Annotated in this window: 18 protein-coding genes; 14 read left to right on the forward strand and 4 right to left on the reverse strand. The window is 74.0% G+C overall.

The annotated features are described in order from the left end of the window. Positions 1–178 precede the first annotated feature (178 nt). Positions 179–1,063 (forward strand): endonuclease domain-containing protein, encoded by an 885-nt coding sequence (locus tag BM142_RS01565; RefSeq protein WP_254790457.1) that lies wholly within the window; start codon positions 179–181, stop codon positions 1,061–1,063. A gap of 76 nt (positions 1,064–1,139) precedes the next feature. Here the strand turns inward: BM142_RS01565 and BM142_RS24980 are convergent, their stop codons facing one another. Continuing rightward, positions 1,140–2,063, reverse strand: a complete 924-nt coding sequence (locus BM142_RS24980; protein WP_139228732.1) for a CAP domain-containing protein — start codon at positions 2,061–2,063, stop codon at positions 1,140–1,142. A 222-nt stretch (positions 2,064–2,285) separates the two neighbouring features. Between BM142_RS24980 and BM142_RS01575 the strand changes: the two genes are divergently transcribed. Beyond that, positions 2,286–3,611: a hemolysin family protein gene (locus BM142_RS01575; protein ID WP_092195001.1), complete on the forward strand. Its 1,326-nt coding sequence runs from the start codon at positions 2,286–2,288 to the stop codon at positions 3,609–3,611. An 82-nt stretch (positions 3,612–3,693) separates the two neighbouring features. Here the strand turns inward: BM142_RS01575 and galE are convergent, their stop codons facing one another. After that, positions 3,694–4,662 carry a UDP-glucose 4-epimerase GalE gene (gene galE / locus BM142_RS01580; RefSeq protein ID WP_092195002.1) on the reverse strand — a complete coding sequence of 323 codons (969 nt, stop codon included), beginning with the start codon at positions 4,660–4,662 and terminating at the stop codon, positions 3,694–3,696. 42 nt (positions 4,663–4,704) lie between these two features. Between galE and hisC the strand changes: the two genes are divergently transcribed. From hisC to BM142_RS01600, 4 genes are all read left to right on the forward strand, one after another. Continuing rightward, entirely contained in the window at positions 4,705–5,817 is a 1,113-nt protein-coding gene (gene hisC / locus BM142_RS01585; protein ID WP_092195003.1) for a histidinol-phosphate transaminase, read from the forward strand. A gap of 99 nt (positions 5,818–5,916) precedes the next feature. After that, positions 5,917–6,951: a tryptophan--tRNA ligase gene (gene trpS / locus BM142_RS01590; protein ID WP_175527038.1), complete on the forward strand. Its 1,035-nt coding sequence runs from the start codon at positions 5,917–5,919 to the stop codon at positions 6,949–6,951. Further along, positions 6,948–7,526, forward strand: a complete 579-nt coding sequence (locus tag BM142_RS01595; protein ID WP_092195004.1) for a 2'-5' RNA ligase family protein — start codon at positions 6,948–6,950, stop codon at positions 7,524–7,526. Before trpS ends, BM142_RS01595 begins: the two co-directional genes overlap by 4 nt. Positions 7,527–7,578: 52 nt before the next feature. Continuing rightward, positions 7,579–8,559 (forward strand): YihY/virulence factor BrkB family protein, encoded by a 981-nt coding sequence (locus BM142_RS01600; RefSeq protein ID WP_254790458.1) that lies wholly within the window; start codon positions 7,579–7,581, stop codon positions 8,557–8,559. Here the strand turns inward: BM142_RS01600 and BM142_RS01605 are convergent. Further along, the gene (locus BM142_RS01605; RefSeq protein WP_254790459.1) at positions 8,480–9,775 is read right to left on the reverse strand and encodes a D-alanyl-D-alanine carboxypeptidase family protein; all 1,296 of its coding nucleotides are present in this window, start codon (positions 9,773–9,775) and stop codon (positions 8,480–8,482) included. The two genes, BM142_RS01600 and BM142_RS01605, sit on opposite strands and share 80 nt — an antisense overlap. A gap of 260 nt (positions 9,776–10,035) precedes the next feature. On the opposite strand from BM142_RS01605, the gene BM142_RS01610 reads away from it, so the two are divergent. The 6 genes from BM142_RS01610 to BM142_RS01635 all read left to right on the forward strand — a co-directional run bounded on the left by BM142_RS01610 (position 10,036) and on the right by BM142_RS01635 (position 17,182). Continuing rightward, the gene (locus BM142_RS01610; protein WP_092195006.1) at positions 10,036–11,079 is read left to right on the forward strand and encodes a BMP family lipoprotein; all 1,044 of its coding nucleotides are present in this window, start codon (positions 10,036–10,038) and stop codon (positions 11,077–11,079) included. Positions 11,080–11,390: 311 nt separating this feature from the next. After that, positions 11,391–13,004, forward strand: a complete 1,614-nt coding sequence (locus BM142_RS01615) for an ABC transporter ATP-binding protein (protein ID WP_092195007.1) — start codon at positions 11,391–11,393, stop codon at positions 13,002–13,004. Further along, entirely contained in the window at positions 13,001–14,200 is a 1,200-nt protein-coding gene (locus BM142_RS01620) for an ABC transporter permease (protein ID WP_092195008.1), read from the forward strand. Before BM142_RS01615 ends, BM142_RS01620 begins: the two co-directional genes overlap by 4 nt. Beyond that, on the forward strand, positions 14,197–15,477 hold the full coding sequence (locus BM142_RS01625) for an ABC transporter permease (protein WP_092195009.1): 1,281 nt from the start codon (positions 14,197–14,199) through the stop codon (positions 15,475–15,477). Before BM142_RS01620 ends, BM142_RS01625 begins: the two co-directional genes overlap by 4 nt. After that, positions 15,477–15,902: a cytidine deaminase gene (locus BM142_RS01630; RefSeq protein ID WP_092195010.1), complete on the forward strand. Its 426-nt coding sequence runs from the start codon at positions 15,477–15,479 to the stop codon at positions 15,900–15,902. Before BM142_RS01625 ends, BM142_RS01630 begins: the two co-directional genes overlap by 1 nt. Further along, a complete protein-coding gene (locus tag BM142_RS01635; RefSeq protein WP_092195011.1) occupies positions 15,899–17,182 on the forward strand; it encodes a thymidine phosphorylase in 1,284 nt (427 codons plus the stop codon). Before BM142_RS01630 ends, BM142_RS01635 begins: the two co-directional genes overlap by 4 nt. A gap of 9 nt (positions 17,183–17,191) precedes the next feature. On the opposite strand, the gene BM142_RS01640 is transcribed toward BM142_RS01635, so the two are convergent. Then, a complete protein-coding gene (locus BM142_RS01640) occupies positions 17,192–17,578 on the reverse strand; it encodes a cupin domain-containing protein (protein WP_092195199.1) in 387 nt (128 codons plus the stop codon). Positions 17,579–17,700: 122 nt separating this feature from the next. Here BM142_RS01640 and BM142_RS01645 point away from each other — a divergent pair, with 122 nt between their 5' ends. After that, a complete protein-coding gene (locus BM142_RS01645) occupies positions 17,701–18,603 on the forward strand; it encodes an ABC transporter ATP-binding protein (protein ID WP_254790460.1) in 903 nt (300 codons plus the stop codon). Next, positions 18,600–19,433 (forward strand): ABC transporter permease, encoded by an 834-nt coding sequence (locus BM142_RS01650; RefSeq protein ID WP_092195012.1) that lies wholly within the window; start codon positions 18,600–18,602, stop codon positions 19,431–19,433. Before BM142_RS01645 ends, BM142_RS01650 begins: the two co-directional genes overlap by 4 nt. Positions 19,434–19,443: the final 10 nt, after the last annotated feature.

Consider the following 19,443-nt stretch of genomic DNA (forward strand, 5'->3'; position numbering starts at 1 on the left):
CGCGCGCACGACGGCCCCCTCACCCGCACCCGGGTGAGGGGGCCGCTGTGCGGGGAGGGGCGTGCTCGGAGCCGCTGCAGCGGGGGGTCAGTGCCGGGGGAGGGCCCGGTGGAGCGGCGGTGATCATGCCTGTGGACGGCGGCAGCGACGGGCGGCCGGAGTCCGGCACGCTCCCCGGGTGCCCGTCCCGCCCCATCGCCCGGAGGCTCTCCGCGGCCGGGTGTTCCGGGGCACGTCCGCGGTACGGGCGGGGCTGCTCTCCCCGGACCAGCTCCGCAGCTCCGCGTGGCGCCGGCTCCGGCAGGACGTCTACGTCGACGCCCGCCTCCCCCTCACCCACCTGGTCCAGGCGCTCGGCGTCCGCCTCGTGGCGCCTCCGGAGGCCGCCTTCGGCGGGCTGACGGCTGTGGCCCTGTGGGGCGGGGAGGGGTTCGCCGGCCGGGACGATCCGGTGGAGGTGGTGGTGCCGCCCGGTGCCCGGTGGCGGCCGTCCCCCGGCGTGGTGGTGCGCACGGCGACGCTGGACGGCGATGTCGTGCGGCCGCCTCGGGCGCTCCCACGCACGTCGCGCGTGCGGACCGCGGTGGACCTGGTCCGCCGAGGACCTGTGGACGACGGCGTCGTCCTGCTCGATCGCCTCGTCGCCGCCGGGCTCGTCCGCCTGCCCGAGGTGCGCGACGCGGTGGCCGGGTTGCCGCGGTGCCGTGGCAGCCGGTCGGCGCGCGAGGTGGCGGCGCTCGCCGACGGTCTGGCGGAGTCCCCGCAGGAGACGCGCCTGCGCCTGCTGATGCACCGCGCCGGTCTGCCCGCCCCGACCCCTCAGCACCGGGTCGTCGACGACGAGGGCTTCGTCGCGCGCCTCGACTTCGCCTATCCCGCCCGGAAGGTGGCCATCGAGTACGACGGCGCATGGCACGCCGAGCCCGGGCAGTTCGCCAGGGACCGGCGCCGGCTGAATCGGCTCACGGCGGCCGGGTGGCGCGTCGTGTTCGTCACCGCAGCCGACCTGCGGGATCCGGCCGCGCTCGTCCGCCGCATCGCGGCCGAGCTCGACCGGTGGTGATCACCACCTGTCCAGCGGGCCCTCCCGGAGATCGAGGGCCCGCTGGACCGGTGCTGATCACCCCGAGGCGGAGATGTCAGCCGAAGAGCTGGGTCCACCAGGGACCGCCGCCGCCCTGGGCCACGCCCACACCCAGGCGGGTCAGGCCGCAGTTGAGGATGTTCGCCCGGTGCCCGGAGCTGTTCATCCAGGAGGTCATGACCGCGGCCGCCGTCTGCTGGCCCCGGGCGATGTTCTCGGCACGCGCGCTGACCCCGGCCCGGTCGGCGCGGTCGAACGGGTCCAGCCCGTCCAGGTTGACGTGGTCGAAGAAGCCGCGGTCGCGCATGTCCGCACTGTGCGCGAGCGCCACCGCGGCGAGCCCGGCGTCGGCGGAGACGGCACCGCACCCGGCGGCCGCGCGCTCGGCGTTCACCAGCGCCAGCACCTGGGACTCGACGCCACCCGACGCCGGAGCCGCGGCGGCCGTCGGCGCGGGTGCCGGCGCCGCCTTCGGTGCCGGAGCCGGAGCCGGAGCCGGGGCGGGAGCGGGTGCCGGAGCGGACGTGGACGTCTCGGGAGCCGGCGCCTCGGCCGCGGCGGCCCCGGGGGCGGGCTCGGGAGCGGGCTCGGCCGGCACGTCCGGTGCCGGGGCGGCCGGTGCGGACGTCGAGGGCGGGGCGGCCGCGGCGGACGGCGCGGCGCTCGCCGACCGGGTCGCCGACGGCGCGGCCGACGCCTCGCCGGTGCCCGAGGAGAACGTCGCGGCCGACGTCAGGCCGGCGAAGGCGCTGGAGGACAGCGGTTGCCCGTCCTGGCCCAGCACCACGGGTGAGTCCGTCCCCGTCCCGGCCATCACCGGGACGGCGAGGAGCAGCGTGGTGACCACGGTGCTCAGGCCGGCGCTCAGGGCCAGCCGCCGGCCACGGCGCCGCCGTTCGCCGCGGGCGAGGTGCGCCCGTCGGGGCAATGCCCTGGTCGCGCGGGAGGAGTGCGGGGGGCCCGCGGGGACGTGGTGCACGGCTTGACCTCACGAGAACGGTTGATCACGGTTCGTTACCGGACCGAGACTAACGGTGCGTGCAAGGTCACGGTGAGTCCCCGAGAGAAACGTCACGGCCGCGGCCGGGAAACCCCAGGTCGAGGGGTTCCGGGCACCCGGTGCCCGCACCGGAGCCGGGCGACCAGGCACCATGGACCCGACCGCGCTCCACCCCACTCAATCCCGAGGAGTACGCCGCCGGTGAGCGACGTCTGGCTCAGCATCGTCATGGTCGTCGTGTTCATCCTGATCGGCGGGGTCTTCGCGGGGGCGGAGATCGCCCTGGTCTCGCTGCGCGAGTCCCAGGTGCGCGCCATGGCCGAGACCGGGCGGCGCGGCCAGGCGGTGCAGAAGCTGCTCAGCGACCCCAACCAGTTCCTGGCCGCGGTGCAGGTCGGGGTGACCTTCGCCGGGTTCTTCTCGGCCGCGTTCGGGGCCAGCACGCTGTCGCAGCCATTCGCCGACTGGCTGGTCGGCCGCGGGGTGTCGGAGGGGCTGGCCGGGACCCTGGCGTTGGTCCTGGTCACGGTCGCCATCAGCTACCTGTCCCTGGTCGTCGGGGAGCTGACCCCCAAGCGGCTGGCCCTGCAGCGGGCGGAGGGCTTCGCGCTGCTCGTCGCCGCCCCGCTGAACGCGATCGCCAAGCTGTCGCGGCCGGTCATCTGGCTGCTCTCGAAGTCGACGAACGTCATGGTGCGGCTCTTCGGCGGCGACCCCCGGCAGAGCGGGGAGTCCATCAGCCAGGAGGAGCTGCGCGACCTCGTCGCCGCGCACGAGTCCCTCAGCAGCGACGAGCGGCGGTTGATCGACGAGGTCTTCCGGGCCGGCGAGCGCGAGGTCCGGGAGGTCATGACGCCCCGGACGGAGGTCACCTTCCTGGACGCGTCCATGACCGCGAGCCGGGCGGCGAAGCTCGTCGTCGACAGCAACTACTCGCGGTACCCGGTGTCCGGCCGCGACCAGGACGACGTCGTCGGCTTCGTGCACGTGCGCGACCTCTTCCTGCCGAACCATCCGGCCGGCCGGGCCGCGACGGTCGGTGACCTGGCGCGGGAGGTGAAGCGGCTGCCGGGCACGGCGGGGGTGCTCACCGCGCTCAGCGAGATGCGCCGCGAGAACCACCACCTGGCGATCGTGATCGACGAGTACGGCGGAACCGACGGGATCGTCTCCCTCGAGGACCTCATCGAGGAGGTCATCGGCGAGATCTACGACGAGTACGACGAGGAGGTCGCCCCGGAGGGCATGCAGCCCGACGGCGGCCCGCGCGAGGTCGACGGCCTGCTCAACCTCGACGACTTCGCCGAGGCCACCGGCCTCCAACTGCCCGACGGGCCCTACGAGACGGCGGCCGGCTACGTCCTCGCCGAGCTCGGCCGGCTCCCCGAGGTGGGGGACACCGTCGAGGTCGGCGGCCGGACCCTGTCGGTGGTCGACCTGGACGGCCGGCGGATCGCCCGGCTCCTGGTCAGCCCCCCGCCGGAGCCGTCGGGCGAGGGGACGGACGCGACGACGACGACCGCCTGACGGACTCGCGCCCGCCCTGCGGGTACCCGACCCCGTCCCGAGGCTCCCCCGAGCCTGCGAGGGGTGGGAGGGCGGGGTCCTGCTACGAGCGGTGGGCGGCAGCGGGGTCCACCAGCGCCCAGGCGTCGCGGACGATGCCGACGAGGTCGGTGTGCCGCGGCATCCAGCCCAGGTCGGACCGGATGCGCGCGCTCGAGGCCACCAGCTGCGCCGGGTCGCCGGCTCTCCGCCCGCCGTCCACGGTCGGCAGGGCGTGCCCGGTGACCTCGCGCGCGGCGTCGACCACCTCCTGCACCGAGAAACCGGTGCCGTTGCCCAGGTTGTAGATCCGGTGCTCGCCCTCGGCCGGGGCGGGCAGGGCCAGCAGGTGCGCGTCGGCGAGGTCCTGCACGTGCACGTAGTCGCGGATGCAGGTGCCGTCGGGCGTCGGGTAGTCCCGCCCGAAGACCGTCAGCGACTCCCGCTCCCCGGCCGCGACCTGCAACGCCAGCGGGATGAGATGGGTCTCCGTCGCGTGCCGCTCGCCGAGCCCGAAGGCGGCGCCCGCGACGTTGAAGTAGCGCAGGCTGACCGCGGCGAACCCGTGCGCGACCGCGTAGGAGGTGAGCATGTGGTCGACGGCGAGCTTCGAGGCGCCGTAGGTGTTGGTCGGCCGTGTCGGCGCCTCCTCGCGGATGGGCACGGACTCCGGCTCGCCGTACGTCGCGGCGGTGGAGGAGAAGACGATCCGCCGGCAGCCGACCGCCCGCATCGCCTCCAGCAGCGCCAGCGAGCCGCCGACGTTGGTGTCCCAGTACTCGTGCGGCCGCTGCTGGGAGACCCCCACCAGGCTCCTGGCCGCGAAGTGCAGCACCGCCTCCGGCCGCACCTCGGCCAGCACGGGAGCGGAGTCGTGCAGCGCCACCCGCGCCAGCGTCGCCCCCGCGGGCACCGCGTCGGCGTGGCCGGTGGACAGGTCGTCGAGCACGGTCACGTCGTGGCCGGCGGCCAGCAGGGCCGCCGTCACTACGCTGCCGATGTAGCCGGCTCCACCGGCGACGAGGACACGCATGGCGTCACCCTAGGAGGGGCGCCGCGGAGAGGTGGTCACCCAGTGGTCGAGCCGCGTACGGCCGTGCAGGCGCTCCCGGCGTACCGGCCGGGTCGCAACCCCGCCGACCTGGCCCGGGACATCGGCGTCGAGCGCGCCGTGAAGCTCGCCAGCAACGAGGTCGCCTTCCCGCCGCTGCCGGCGGTCGTCGAGGCCATCGCCGCCGCCGCCGCCGAGACCAACCGCTATCCCGACAACGGTGCGGTCGTGCTCACCGGGGCCCTGGCCGGCCGCTACGGCGTCGACCCGGGGCAGGTGGCTACCGGCTGCGGGGCGGTCACCCTCTGCCAGCAGCTGGCGCAGGCCTACAACGACCCGGGCACGAGCATCGCCTTCGCCTGGCGCTCGTTCGAGATGTACCCGCTGCTCGCGCAGGTCGCCGGTGCCCGCGCCGTCCAGGTGCCGCTGGTGCCCGGCCGGCCGGGGGGCCCGGCGGACACCCACGACCTCGACGGTCTGCTGGCCGCGATCGACGGGTCCACCCGGCTGGTCTTCGTGTGCAACCCGAACAACCCGACGGGGACGGCGGTCCGGCGTGCGGACCTCGAGCGGTTCCTCGACGCCGTCCCCGCGCAGACCCTGGTCGTCCTCGACGAGGCCTACCGGGAGTTCGTGACCGACCCCGACGTCCCGGACGGCGTCGAGCTGATGCGGGGCCGGCCGAACGTCGCCGTCCTGCGCACCTTCTCCAAGGCCTGGGGGCTGGCCGGGCTGCGGGTCGGCTACCTGATCGCCGAGGACCCGGCCGTCGCCGAGGCGGTCCGCAAGACGCACGTGCCGTTCAGCGTGTCCATGGTCGCCCAGGCCGCCGCGGTCGCCGCGCTGGCCAGCGAGGAGGAGGTGCGGGCCCGCTGCGCCGCCGTGGTGGCAGAGCGGACCCGGCTGACCGCCGCGCTGCGCGAGCGCGGGATCGACGTGGCCGACAGCCAGGCGAACTTCGTGTGGCTTCCGGTGGGGGAGGACGCGGCGAACCTCGCCGCCGCACTGGAGGCGCGGGCCGTCATCACCAGGCCCTTCGCGGGCGAGGGGGTGCGGGTCACCGTCGGCACGCCGGAGGAGGACGACGTCTTCCTGGCCGCGCTGGACGACATCCGGGCGGGCGAGCGGTTCGTCTGACGAAGGGCCCCCTGCCACCACCGCTCGCGCGCTCGTGGCGGGCCCCCGCGGGGGGCCGGACGGGGGAGGTCCGAACGCCCGGCGCGTGCGGCTGGTTTGATGGCCGACGTGCCCCTGCAGCCGAAGTCATCGCCCCGGGTGCTCTCGGGCATCCAGCCGACGGCGGGCTCGTTCCACCTGGGCAACTACCTCGGCGCGCTGCGCCAGTGGGTGGCGTTGCAGGACTCGGCGGAGGCCTTCTACTGCGTGGTCGACCTGCACGCCATCACCGTTCCGCAGGACCCCGCGGAGCTCCGCCGGAACACCCTGACGTCGGCCGCACAGCTGCTGGCGCTGGGTGTGGACCCGGACCGCAGCGCCCTGTTCGTGCAGAGCCACGTGCCCGAGCACGCCCAGCTCGGCTGGGTCATGCAGTGCCTCACCGGCTTCGGCGAGGCCGGCCGGATGACCCAGTTCAAGGACAAGAGCCAGCGGCAGGGCGCAGCCAACACCACGGTCGGGCTGTTCACCTACCCGGTCCTCCAGGTGGCCGACATCCTGCTGTACCAGGCGGAGCGGGTGCCGGTCGGTGAGGACCAGCGGCAGCACCTCGAGCTGACCCGCGACCTCGCCGCCCGGTTCAACGGGCGCTTCGGGGAGACGTTCACCGTGCCGGAGGCGTTCATCCCGCCCGGCGCCGCGAAGATCCTGGACCTGCAGACGCCCGAGAAGCAGATGAGCAAGAGCCTTCCGGGCGCCGGCTGCGTCTTCCTGCTCGACGACCCGAAGGTGACGGCGAAGAAGATCCGGTCGGCGGTCACCGACACCGGGCGCGAGGTCGTCGCCGATCCGGAGAACAAGCCCGGCGTGACCAACCTGCTGACGATCCACAGCGCGCTGTCCGGTCGCAGCGTGGCCGAGCTCGAGAGGGACTTCGAGGGACGGGGCTACGGCGACCTGAAGAAGGAGCTCGCCGAGGTCGTCGGTGACTTCGTGACGCCGGTGCAGCAGCGCACCCGCGAGCTGCTCGACGACCAGGCCGAACTCGAGCGCCTCCTCGCCGGTGGCGCGGCCCGTGCCCGCGAGGTCGCCGGGCGGACGCTCGCCCAGGCCTACGACAGGGTCGGTTTCCTCCCCCCGGCGGCCCCGCGGTGAACGACGACACCTTCGTGCCGCGCGGTCGCGCCCCCTCGGGGAGCGCCGTCCTCGGCATCGTCGTCCCGGTGCCGGAGCCGTGGGCCCAGCTGCTGGTCGACTGGCGCTCGAAGGTGGGCGACCCGCAGGCGAACCAGGTGCCACCGCACGTCACCCTGCTGCCGCCCACCGAGGTCGCGGTCGCCGACCGGACGCTGATCAGCGACCACCTGGCCGAGGTGGCCCGCTGCCATCCGCCGTTCGACATGCACCTCGCCGGCACCGGGACCTTCACGCCGGTGTCGGACGTCGTGTTCGTCACCGTGGCCCGGGGGATCGGCAACTGCGAGCTGCTCGCCAACGACGTGTGCCGCGCCCCCCTGGCGCGGACGCTGGCCTTCCCGTACCACCCGCACGTGACCGTGGCGCACGACGTGCCGGCGGACATGCTCGAGCTGGCCTACACCGGTCTGGCCGAGCTGTCCGCCGAGTTCCGGGTGACCGCGTTCACCGAGTTCGAGCAGGCGCCCGGCGGCGCGTGGACCGTCGCCCGCGAGTACCCGCTCACCGGTCCGCCGCACGGAACGCTGCGCTGACCGGCGCTCCGGCCGCAGCGCGCCGGGGCGGGCCGTCCCCCAGACTCGGGCGGTGAGCTCCGCCGCCCCTCCGGACGACGCCCCTCCGGCCCGGTCCAGCGCCCGGGATCCGTGGTGGACACGGCTGTACTCCCGGTTCGAGGACGCCGTCGCGGCCCAGCGCCGGCGGCATCGCTGGTTCGACCACCTGGCCCGCGCGGGCGGCCGGTACCAGCGCACCCAGGGCGACCTGATGGCGGCCGGGGTCACCTACTTCGTGTTCCTCGGGCTCTTCCCGATGCTCCTGCTGGTGGCCTCGATCATCGGGCTGGTCCTGGCCGGCAACGAGATCCTCCAGGCCGAGCTCTTCGCCACCATCCGCGACACCTTCCCCGGCAGCATCGGCCGGGAGCTGGTGAGCCAGCTGCGCGGCGCGATCGACGGTGCCGGGTTCATCGGGTTGCTCGCCCTCGCCGGGTTCCTCTACGCCGGGCTGCGGGCCATGGACAAGCTGCGCATCGGCATGGAGCGGATCTGGAAGGGGCACGTGGACCCGCCCGACGCCCTCCGGGACAACCTGCAGGACGTGGTCGCCCTCCTCGCCCTCGGCGCGGTGGGGCTGGCCAGCCTCGGCCTGACCGGCGGGGTCACCCAGGCGACGTCGTGGGTGCTCGACCTGCTCGGGGTGGCCGACGAGCCCGGCTTCGGGGTGCTGACCTGGCTGGTCGGCATCGGGCTGGCCGTGACCGCCGACACGCTGGTCTTCCTCTGGCTGCTGCGGGTCGTGCCGTCGGTCAACCACCCGCTGCGGCTGCTCCTGCCCGGGGCGCTGTTCGGGGCGGCGGGTGTGGAGGCGCTCAAGGTGATCGGCGGCTACTACCTGTCCCTGATCTCGGGGAGCGTGACGGCGTCGGCGTTCGGCGGCGCCGTCGGCCTGCTGGTGTGGATCAACCTGGTGGCCCGGTTCGCGTTCTTCACGGCCGCGTGGACGTCGACCCTCCGGCGGATCGAGGCGGTGAGCCCTCCCCGGGAGGAGCGTCCGGTCCTCGCGTGAGCACCGGGACCACCCGCACCGCCCGGCGCCGCCCGAGGAGGGTCGCGACCACGATCGCGAGCGCACCCCCGCCGAGTGCGACCGGCACCCACGGGGACGACGTCCCGGCCGGGACGGGCCCCGCGCTCTGCCGCAGGGGCTCCGACGGGCGGGCCGGGGATGCGGTGGTCGACGGGGTGGGGAGCGGCGGGAGCTCCCCGGAGGCCACCAGGGTGCCCACCTCGTCGGCGCCGGCGGGGACGGTGAACCCCCAGTCGAGCAGCAGGGCCGCCTGGTCGGCCGCCCGCAGCGGGACGTTCTCGGTGTCCATGACGCTGACGACGAGCCGCCGGCCGTCCCGCTCGGCCGCGGTGACGAAGGCGTGGCGGGCGGCGTCGGTGAACCCGGTCTTGCCCCCGAGGTTCCCCGGGGTGCCGGCCAGCGGGTTCTGGTTCTGGATCTGGTAGCCGGGGGACCGGCCCTCGACGGCCGGCATGTCCGCGGTCGGCGTCGTGAGGATCTCCGCGGTCACGGGGTCGGCGACCAGCCGCCGGAAGATCAGCGCCAGGTCGTACGGGGAGGAGGACTGGCCGGCGACGTCCAGCCCCGACGGTGTCCCGGCCACGGTGTCGTACGCGCCGATCGCCTCCGCGGTCTCGTTCATCGCCGCGAGCGTGACCGGCACGCCGCCGGCCGCCCGGGCCAGCGCGTTGGCGGCGTCGTTGCCCGACTGCAGGATCAGCGCCCGGTACAGCAGCCGGACCGGGTACCGGCCGCCGCGGACGAGCCCGACCCGGCTGCCCTCGATGTTCTCGTCCTCCACGGTCCCCTCGACGACGGTCGCGGGATCCAGGAGAGGGACGAGGGTCAGCAGCGTCAAGGTCTTGAGGGTGCTGGCGGGGTAGTAGCGGCCGTGCGGGTCCCGTGCCGCCAGGACGTCCCCGGTGACGGCGTCGGCGACCAGCCACCCGCCGGCCGTCAGGCCCTCGGGCAGCGGCGGGGCGCCCTCGGCGACCACGGTCCGGCGGGTGTCCAGCTCCTCGCCGCCCACGGTCCGCCCGTCCGGCGCCGAGCCCTGCGGTGGCCGGCCGGGGTGCGGCGCCGTCGGGGTGGGCGCCGTGGGGTCGACTGTCGGGCGGGGTGCCTGGGCCGCGGCCGGACCGGCTCCGGCGAGGGCGATCAGCGCAGCGGCCAGGGCGGCCAGCGGCCACCGCATCCCCTCCGGGCGTCCCCTCATGGAAGGCACGCTAAGGGGGACGGGGCCTCGCGCGGCCCAGGGGGTGACCCAGCGCACGCCCGGCGGGGCAGTTCGCAACGATCGCATCTCAGTCCGGAACACAGCGCTGGTGTCGGCGCCCCGCGCGGTTAGCGTTCCTCAGTCCTAAGCGATCGAGTCCGGCCGGTGGCCGGGGCCGATGGATCCCTGACCCACCCGGGACGCACCCCGACGAGACCGTGCGTCCCCCCAGAGAGGAGATCGTCTTGCGCCGAGCGCGGATGACGAAGGCTGCGGCACTGCTGCTGGCCGGCAGCCTGGCCCTCGCGGCCTGTGCCAGCGACGAGGACGGGGGCGACGCCGCCACCGGCAACGGTGGCGGTGGCAGCGAGGACCTCAAGATCGGCGTCGCTTACGACACCGGCGGTCGCGGCGACCGCTCGTTCAACGACTCCGCCATCGCCGGCGTCGAGGCCGCGATCGAGGAGCACGGCGGCGAGGTCCGGGACCTGAGCCCCAACTCCGACGCCTCCAACCGCGTGGAGCTGCTCACCCAGCTCGCCGACGAGGGCTACAACCCCGTCATCGCCGTGGGCTTCGCCTACGGCGATGTCATCGCCGACGTCGTGGAGCAGTACCCGGACACCACGTTCGCGATCATCGACTCCTCGGTCGAGGAGATCGGTGCCGAGAACCTGACCGGCCTGCTGTTCGCCGAGGAGCAGGGCTCCTACCTCGCCGGTGTCGCGGCCGCGCTGAAGACCGAGACCGACCACATCGGCTTCGTCGGCGGCGTCGAGACCCCGCTGATCCAGAAGTTCGAGGCGGGCTACGTCGCCGGCGCCACGGCCGTCAACCCCGACATCCAGGTCGACGTGCAGTACATCTCGCCGGCCGGTGACTTCTCCGGCTTCAACGACCCGGCCCGGGGGCAGATCGTCGCGCAGGGCATGTTCGACGCCGGGGCCGACATCGTCTACCACGCCGCGGGTGGCTCCGGCCTGGGCGTCTTCCAGGCCGCCGCCGCCTCGGGTGGCCGCGCGATCGGCGTCGACTCCGACCAGTACCAGACCGTCGACGACCCCGCGCTGCAGGCCGTGATCATGACCTCGATGCTCAAGCGCGTCGACAACGCGGTCGAGTCGTTCATCGACTCCTACGTCGAGGGTGACTTCGAGGGCGGCCAGGACGTCGTCTACGACCTCGAGTCCGAGGGTGTCGGCCTGTCCGACTCCGGCGGCTTCATCGAGGACATCCAGGGCGATATCGACGACTACCGCCAGCAGATCATCGACGGTGAGATCGAGGTCCCGACGACCCCGTGATCCCCGGTCGCGGGCCCGCTCCGGCGGGCCCGCGACCACGGTCGACCCCGACGGCGGGTCCGGGCGCTCGCACCAGCGGTGCGGAACCCCGGGCCCGCCGTCGTGATCCGGGGTCCGTTCGGCGGGCCCCCGCCGAACCCGGTCCCCGCGCGGGGACCGCGGTGCGACATCATGCGGCCAGCCCGAACCGGGCGCCGCGGGAGTCCGCGCCCGGCCCGGGTTCCCGCCGGCCGACGGTCGATCCCGTCGCCGGCGCCGACGGACAGCCGTGCGCCGCGCACCCGTGGCAGCACACGAGCGAGAGGCCCACCATGGCCGCAACAGGAGGAACCGGGGACGGCCCGCCCCCGGGTGCACGGTCCGGTGACGCCTACGCCGTCGAGCTGCGCGGCATCACCAAGCGCTTCCCCGGGGTGGTCGCCAACCGCGACATCGAGCTGCGGGTCCGCCGCGGCGAGGTGCACGCGATCGTCGGGGAGAACGGCGCGGGCAAGTCGACGCTGATGAAGACCCTCTACGGGATGCACCGCCCCGACGAGGGGAAGATCCTGCTCGACGGCCGCGAGGTGCACTTCAAGAGCCCGGCCGACGCCATCGAGGCCGGCATCGGCATGGTGCACCAGCACTTCATGCTGGCCGACAACTTCACCGTCCTCGAGAACGTCGTCCTCGGCAGCGAACCCACCAAGGGCGTCCGGCTCGACCGGGCCGAGGCCCGGCGTCGCATCCGGGAGATCTCCGAGCGGTACTCGCTGGACCTCGACCCCGACGAGCTGGTCGAGAACCTCGGCGTCGGCGCGCGGCAGCGGGTCGAGATCGCCAAGGTGCTCTACCGCGGGGCGACCGTCCTCATCCTCGACGAGCCGACGGCGGTGCTGGTGCCGCACGAGGTCGACGAGCTGTTCGGCAACCTGGCCGAGCTCACCCGCGAGGGCCTGACGGTCATGTTCATCTCGCACAAGCTCGACGAGGTGCGCCGCGTCGCCGACGCCATCACCGTCATCCGCCGCGGCACGACCGTCGGGACGGCGGATCCGCGGACGACGACGGTCAAGGAGCTGGCCGAGATGATGGTCGGCTCGGAGCTGCCCTCCCCGGAGACCCGCAGTTCCACGGTGCGCGACGAGCCGGTCCTGGTCCTGCGCGGCCTCACCGTGCGCTCGCGCGAGGGGCGGGCGCTCGTCGACGACGTCGGCCTCACCGTGCGGGCCGGCGAGGTGGTCGGCATCGCCGGGGTCGAGGGCAACGGCCAGGCCGAGCTCGTCGACGCGATCATGGGCCTGCGCCCGCTCGCCGCCGGGCAGGTCCAGCTCGACGGCGGCACCACCGGCGACGGCGGGGACGTCGCCGGGCTGGAGGACATCACCGGCTGGAGCACCCGGGCCCGCCGCGAGGCCGGCCTCGGTTTCATCCCGGAGGACCGGCACCGGCAGGGCATCCTGCTCGACGCGCCGCTCTGGGAGAACCGGATCCTGGGCCACCAGACGCTGCCGCCGGCCGCCAAGGGCCAGTTCATCGACCGCAAGGCGGCCCGTGCCGACACCGAGCGGATCATGCAGGAGTACGACGTGCGGGCGCCCGGACCGGACACCCTCGCCGTCGCGCTGTCCGGCGGCAACCAGCAGAAGCTCATCGTCGGACGCGAGATGAGCTCGAGCCCGCGGCTGCTCATCGCCGCCCACCCCACGCGCGGCGTGGACGTCGGCGCCCAGGCCGCGATCTGGGAGCTGCTCAAGGACGCCCGGGCCGAAGGAATGGGAATCCTGCTGATCTCCGCCGACCTCGACGAGCTCATCGGCCTGTCGGACACGCTGCAGGTGATGCTGCGCGGCCGGCTCGTCGCCACGCTCGACCCGGCCACCGTCACACCCGAGGACCTCGGCGGGTACATGACCGGGGCCCGGAGCGCGGCGGGTGCCGCATGAGCGTCGTCCGCCGCATGGGGATGGCGCTGTTCGCGCCCGTCCTCGCCGTCGTCGGCGCGCTGGTCATCTCCACCGCCGTCATGGCCGCGTTGCAGGTGAACCCGCTGCGCGTCTTCGAGGTGATGGTCGACTTCGGTGACTCGCCGGCGCAGCAGATCACCGCGCTGGTGGTGATCCTCAACCGCGCCATCCCGCTGTTCCTCGCGGGTCTGGCGGTCGCGATCGCGTTCCGCATGGGCCTGTTCAACATCGGCGTCGAGGGGCAGTACCGGCTGGCCACGATCGTGGCGGCGGCGGCCGGCGCGGCCGTGACGCTGCCCGGGCCGCTGCACGTGCTGTTCATCATCGCGGTGGCGGTGGTGGTCGGGGCCTTCTGGGCCGGCATCGTCGCGGTGCTCAAGGTGACCCGGGGCGTCAGCGAGGTCATCAGCTCGATCATGCTGAACTTCATCGCGCTGGGGCTGGCGTCCTACCTGCTCACCGGACCGTTCCGGGGCAGCGAGGAGGGCGCCTCCATCATCAGCACGGCGGAGATCCCGGAGTCGGGTCAGCTCGGCGGCCTGAACGCCGTCTTCGACGTGCTGGGCCTGGCGAACCCGCCGCGGCAGCTCTACGGCTTCCTGCCGCTGGCGATCGTGCTGGGCGTCGCCCTCGCCGTGCTGCTCAACCGCACCCGCTTCGGCTACGACCTCAAGATCAGCGGCATGTCGCCGTCGGCGGCCGGGGCGAGTGGCGTCGACGCCCGCGCGATGGTGCTCAAGGCGATGCTGCTGTCGGGTGCGGTCGCCGGGCTCATCGGCCTGCCCGACCTGTTCGGCACCACCCACTCCTACACGACCGACTTCACCGCCGGCCTGGGCTTCCTCGGTATCGCCGTTGCGCTGCTGGGGCGCAACCGGCCGCTGGGCATCGCCTTCGCCGCCCTGCTGTTCGCCTTCCTGGACCGCGCCCTGGTGCCGCTGCAGATCGCGGACTTCCCGGCCTCGGTCGTCACCATCATCCAGGGCACCATCGTGCTCGCCGTCGTGGTCGCCAACGAGGTCGCCCGGCGGGTCACCCGCCGGTCGGCCGAGCGGGGCAGCGCGGAGCCGCCCGCCCCGGTGGCGGGGGACGGCGGTTCCGCCGCGATGCAGACGCCGAGCGGTCCGGCCGGGCCGGCCGGGGACACCGACGAGCGGCAGGGGGCGCCGAGATGAGCACCGTGGTGACCTCACCGGGGACCCGGCCGAGCCGTGGTCCGCTCACCGACCTGCTGACCGGTGGCGGCAAGGGGCGGCGGTTCCTCTGGATCGCCCTGGCGGTGATCGTCCTCGTGTCGCTGGTGCGGGTCATCAGCGGCGAGGAGGCGCTGACGTCGTCCTCGACGATGTCTGCCGCGTTGCTGCTGGCCGTGCCGATCGGGCTGGCCGCGCTGGGCGGGCTCTTCTCGGAGCGCGCGGGCGTGGTCAACATCGGCCTCGAGGGCATGATGATCCTCGGCACCTGGGGGGCCGGCTACGCCGGCTACCAGTGGGGCTGGGGTGCCGCACTCGTCGGCGGGGTGCTCTTCGGCGCCCTCGGCGGGCTGCTGCACGCGATCGCCACGGTGACCTTCGGCGTCGACCACGTGGTGTCCGGCGTGGCGATCAACATCCTGGCCGCCGGGGTGGCGCGCTTCCTGTCCGAGCTGTTCTACACCGACAACCCGGCCGGTGGCGGTGTCACCCAGTCGCCGGCCATGTCCAGTGACCCGCCGCGGCTGTCGCTGCCGGTGCTGTCCTCGGGCCCCGACCTGCTCGGCGACCTGGAGCGGCAGCACTGGTTCCTGATCAGCGACATCGCCGGCGTCCTGCGCGGGCTCACGGGTGACATCGGCGTGCTGACGATCCTGGCCGTGCTCCTGATCCCGGCGTCCTACCTGCTGCTCTGGCGGACGGCGTTCGGTCTCCGGCTGCGGTCGTGCGGGGAGAACCCCGCGGCCGCCGACTCGCTGGGCGTCGCGGTCTACCGGATGAAGTACATCGCGGTGATCATCTCCGGCGGGCTGGCGGGCATGGGCGGGGTGTTCCTCGTCTTCATCGCCGGCATCTACCGGGAGAACCAGACCAACGGCCGCGGCTTCATCGGCCTGGCCGCGCTGATCTTCGGCAACTGGCGTCCGGGCGGCCTCGCCACGGGCGCGGGGTTGTTCGGGTTCGCCGACGCGCTGCAGCTGCGCAGCCGCTCGGCGGTGGTGGCGCTGCTGCTGCTGGTCGCCGTCCTGCTGGCCGGTGTCGCGGTGTGGCAGTCGGTGCGCCGGCGCCTGCTCCAGGCGATCCTGGCCGGTGCGTTCGCCGCCGCGGCCCTCACCGGCTTCGTCCTGATCGACGAGCTCCCGCCGGGCATCGTGTCGTTCACCCCGCACCTGACCACGCTGCTCGTGCTCTCCCTGGCGTCCCAGCGATTGCGCATGCCCCAGGCCGACGGCCTGGTCTACCGACGAGGAGAGCACTAGTGGCGGCGGTACGGCCGGACTGGGACGCCCTGCGGGCGGCCGCACGCGAGGCCATGACGCACGCGTACGCGCCGTACTCGAGATTCCCGGTCGGGGTGGCCGGGCTCGTGGACGACGGCCGGGTCGTGACCGGCTGCAACGTGGAGAACGCCTCCTACGGGCTGGGCCTGTGCGCCGAGTGCGGCATGGTCAGCGACCTGGCCCGCACCGGCGGCGGCCGGCTCGTCGCGGTGGCGTGCGTGGGCGGCGACGGGCAGCCCCTGATGCCGTGCGGACGGTGCCGCCAGCTGCTGTGGGAGCACGGAGGGAAGGACATGCTCATCGAGACCGTGTCGCTGGGGATCGTGCCGATGGCCGAGGTGCTGCCCGACGCCTTCGGACCGGACGACCTGATCGCGGCCGCCGGGCGGGGGCAGGGCCGATGAGCAACGCCTTCGACGCGATCGACGTGATCCGGGCCAAGCGGGACGGCGTCCCGCTGTCCGCCGGGCAGATCCGCTGGGTGGTCGACGCCTACACCCGGGGGGTGGTGCCCGACGAGCAGATGAGCGCACTGCTCATGGCGATCTTCTTCCGCGGGATGTCCGGGGACGAGCTGGCGGCCTGGACCCAGGCGATGATCGACTCCGGCGAGCGGAAGGACCTCTCCTCCCTCGGCCGGCCCACCGCCGACAAGCACTCCACCGGCGGGGTCGGTGACAAGATCACGCTGCCGCTGGCTCCGCTGGTCGCCGCCTGCGGGGTCGCGGTGCCGCAGCTGTCCGGCCGCGGGCTCGGGCACACCGGCGGCACGCTGGACAAGCTGGAGGCCGTCCCCGGGTGGCGGGCCGACGTGCACGAGGAGGCCTACCTCCGGCAGCTGCGCGAGGTGGGCGCGGTGATCTGCGCGGCGGGCAACGACCTGGCGCCGGCGGACAAGCTGCTCTACGCGCTGCGCGACGTCACCGGCACGGTGGAGTCGATCCCGCTGATCGCCAGTTCGATCATGAGCAAGAAGATCGCCGAGGGCGCCGACGCGCTGGTCCTCGACGTGAAGACCGGTTCGGGCGCCTTCATGAAGAGCGCCGAGGACGCCCGCACGCTGGCCCGCACGATGGTGGGGCTGGGGGAGGCGGCCGGCGTCCGGACGGTGGCGCTGGTGACGGCGATGGACCGGCCGCTGGGTCGTGCGGCGGGCAACGCCGTCGAGGTGGCCGAGTCGGTCGAGGTGCTCGCCGGGGGCGGGCCGGCCGACGTCGTCGAGCTGACCCTCGCCCTGGCGCGGGAGATGCTGGCCGGGGCGGGCCGCGACGACGTCGACCCCGCGGACGCGCTGGCCGACGGGCGTGCCATGGACGTGTGGCGCGCGATGATCGCCGCCCAGGGCGGCGACCCCGACGCCCCGCTGCCGTCGCCGGCGGAGACGCACGTCGTCACCGCCCCGGCGACCGGCACGCTGACCCGGCTGGACGCGTTCTCCCTCGGGGTCGCGGCGTGGCGGCTGGGGGCGGGCCGGGCGCGCAAGGAGGACCCGGTCTCCGCGGCGGCCGGCGTCGTCTGGCGCGCGGGCGTGGGGGAGCAGGTCACCGCCGGTCAGCCACTCCTCGAGCTGCAGACCGACGACGCCGCGCGCATCCCGCGGGCGCTGGAGGCGCTGGAGGGCGCGGTCGGCGTCGACACCGGCGAGCAGCCCCTGCCGCTGATCCTGGACCGCATCACCGCCTGACGGCGGGGGTCACTCCTCGTCGGAGAAGCGGTAGACGACGTCTTCGGCCGAGTCGGTCGCGAACGCGTACACGAGGCGGAGGGCTCCGTCGCCGGTGTTGCGGAGGCCGTGCTCGGCGTCGCCCGGGACGAACACCGCGGAGCCCGCCGCGACCGGGTGCTCGACCCCGTCCAGGACGACGACCCCGCTGCCCTCCAGGACGTGGTAGACCTCCGGCTGGGGATGCCGGTGCCGCCCCACCCATCCTCCGGGCGGCAGTTCCGCCCGGCCGGTGTACACCGCGGACGTGGCGGTGCGGTCCTGGCTGAAGACGACCTGGAACGAGACGTGCCCCCGGACCGGGTCGTGCCACACCTCGGGCTCGACGTCGGCGACGTGCCGGATCACTGGGTCCATCACGGCCACGTCCCCCGGAGGCGGTGCCGGCACACCGCGTCGGCCCGGAAAACTTCGGCCAGGGCGTGCTTCGGGGGAGGGCCGCGCCGGGTCCTCGGCGCGGAGGTGGAGACTGTCTTCCTGTGACACGGACTCCCGCTGCTGCCGGCGTGCTGCCGGCGCAGTCCGGCGCCCCGCTCGACGCGGACGCCGCCATCTCCATCCGCGGCCTGGTCAAGCGGTACGGCGACTTCGTCGCCGTCGACGGGCTGGACCTCGACATCCGCCGCGGCGAGATCTTCGCGCTGCTGGGACCCAACGGGGCCGGCAAGACGACCACGGTCGAGATCTGCGAGGGCTACCGGTCGCGGGACGCCGGCGAGGTCCGGGTCCTGGGCGAGGACCCCGCCGACGGCGCGCGCTCCTGGAAGGCGCAGCTGGGCATCGTGCTGCAGTCCGGCGCCGGTGAGAGCCAGCTGACCACGCGGGAGATGCTGATCGCCCAGGCCTCCTACTACGCCGACCCCCAGGATCCCGACGAGGTGCTCGAGCTCGTCGGGCTCACCGAGAAGGCCGGCGTCCGGGGCAAGGCGCTCTCCGGCGGGCAGCGCCGGCGGCTCGACGTCGCGCTCGGCATCGTCGGCCGGCCCACGCTGCTCTTCCTGGACGAGCCGACGACCGGCTTCGACCCGGAGGCGCGCCGCCAGTTCTGGTCGCTGATCCGGTCGCTGCGCGAGCTCGGCACCACGATGCTGCTCACCACGCACTACCTCGACGAGGCGGAGGCGCTGGCCGACCGCGTCGGCGTCATCACCCGGGGGAAGCTGGTGGAGGTCGCGGTCCCGTCGCTGCTGGGCGGCCGCGAGACCGCCCCGGCCGTCGTCAGCTGGACCGAGGACGGTGCCCGCCGCACGGAGGCCACGGCCACGCCGACGGCCCTGCTGCGCGAGCTCGGGACGCGCTTCCCCGGGGAGATCCCCGACCTGGCGGTGGCCCGCCCCACGCTCGAGGACGTGTACCTGCAGATGATCGGTGAGGCCCGATGACCACCACGACGACGTCCTCCGCGGCGACGGCCCGACCGCTGCCGTCCCTGCCGACGGTGTACCGCTCCCGTGCGTCGGTGGAGCTCAAGGAATTCTTCCGGCAGCGGGAGTCGGTGGTCTTCACCCTGATGCTGCCGGTGCTGCTCCTGGTCGTGTTCGGTGCGGTGCTCGACTACGAGCTGGCCGACGGGGTCAGCTTCACCCAGTACTTCACGGCCGGGATCATCGCGGCGGGCATCCTCGGCGCCAGCCTGCAGAACATGGCGATCAGCATCGCCACCGAACGCTCCGACGGGACGCTGAAGAGCCTCGCCGGGACGCCGATGCCGAAGAGCGCCTACTTCGTCGGCAAGGTGGTGCAGGTCCTCGCCGTCACGGTGGCGATCATCGTCGTGCTGCTGTTCATCGCCGTCGTCTTCTACGGCATCGAGCTGCCCTCGGGCGCGGACTGGCTGACCTTCGCGTGGGTGGCCGCTCTCGGGGCGGCCGCCTGCACCCTGCTCGGGATCGCGCTCTCCAGCCTGGCCAAGAACGGCCGGTCGGCGTCGGCGACGGTGACCCCCTTCGCGCTGCTGCTGCAGTTCATCTCCGGGGTGTTCTTCCAGTTCGAGCAGATCCCGACGTGGATGCAGACCGTCGCGGCCTTCTTCCCGCTGAAGTGGATGGCGCAGGGCTTCCGCTCGGTGTTCCTGCCCGACGTGATGGCCGCCGCGGAACCGGCCGACAGCTGGGAGCTGGGCCGGACGGCGCTGGTGCTGGGCGCCTGGTGCATCGCCGGCCTGCTGCTGTGCGTCGCCACGTTCCGCTGGCAGGACCGCTCGGCGGGCTGACGCCCGCCCG

Origin of the sequence: Blastococcus tunisiensis, from assembly GCF_900112815.1 — a bacterium.
GTDB lineage: Bacteria > Actinomycetota > Actinomycetes > Mycobacteriales > Geodermatophilaceae > Blastococcus_B > Blastococcus_B tunisiensis.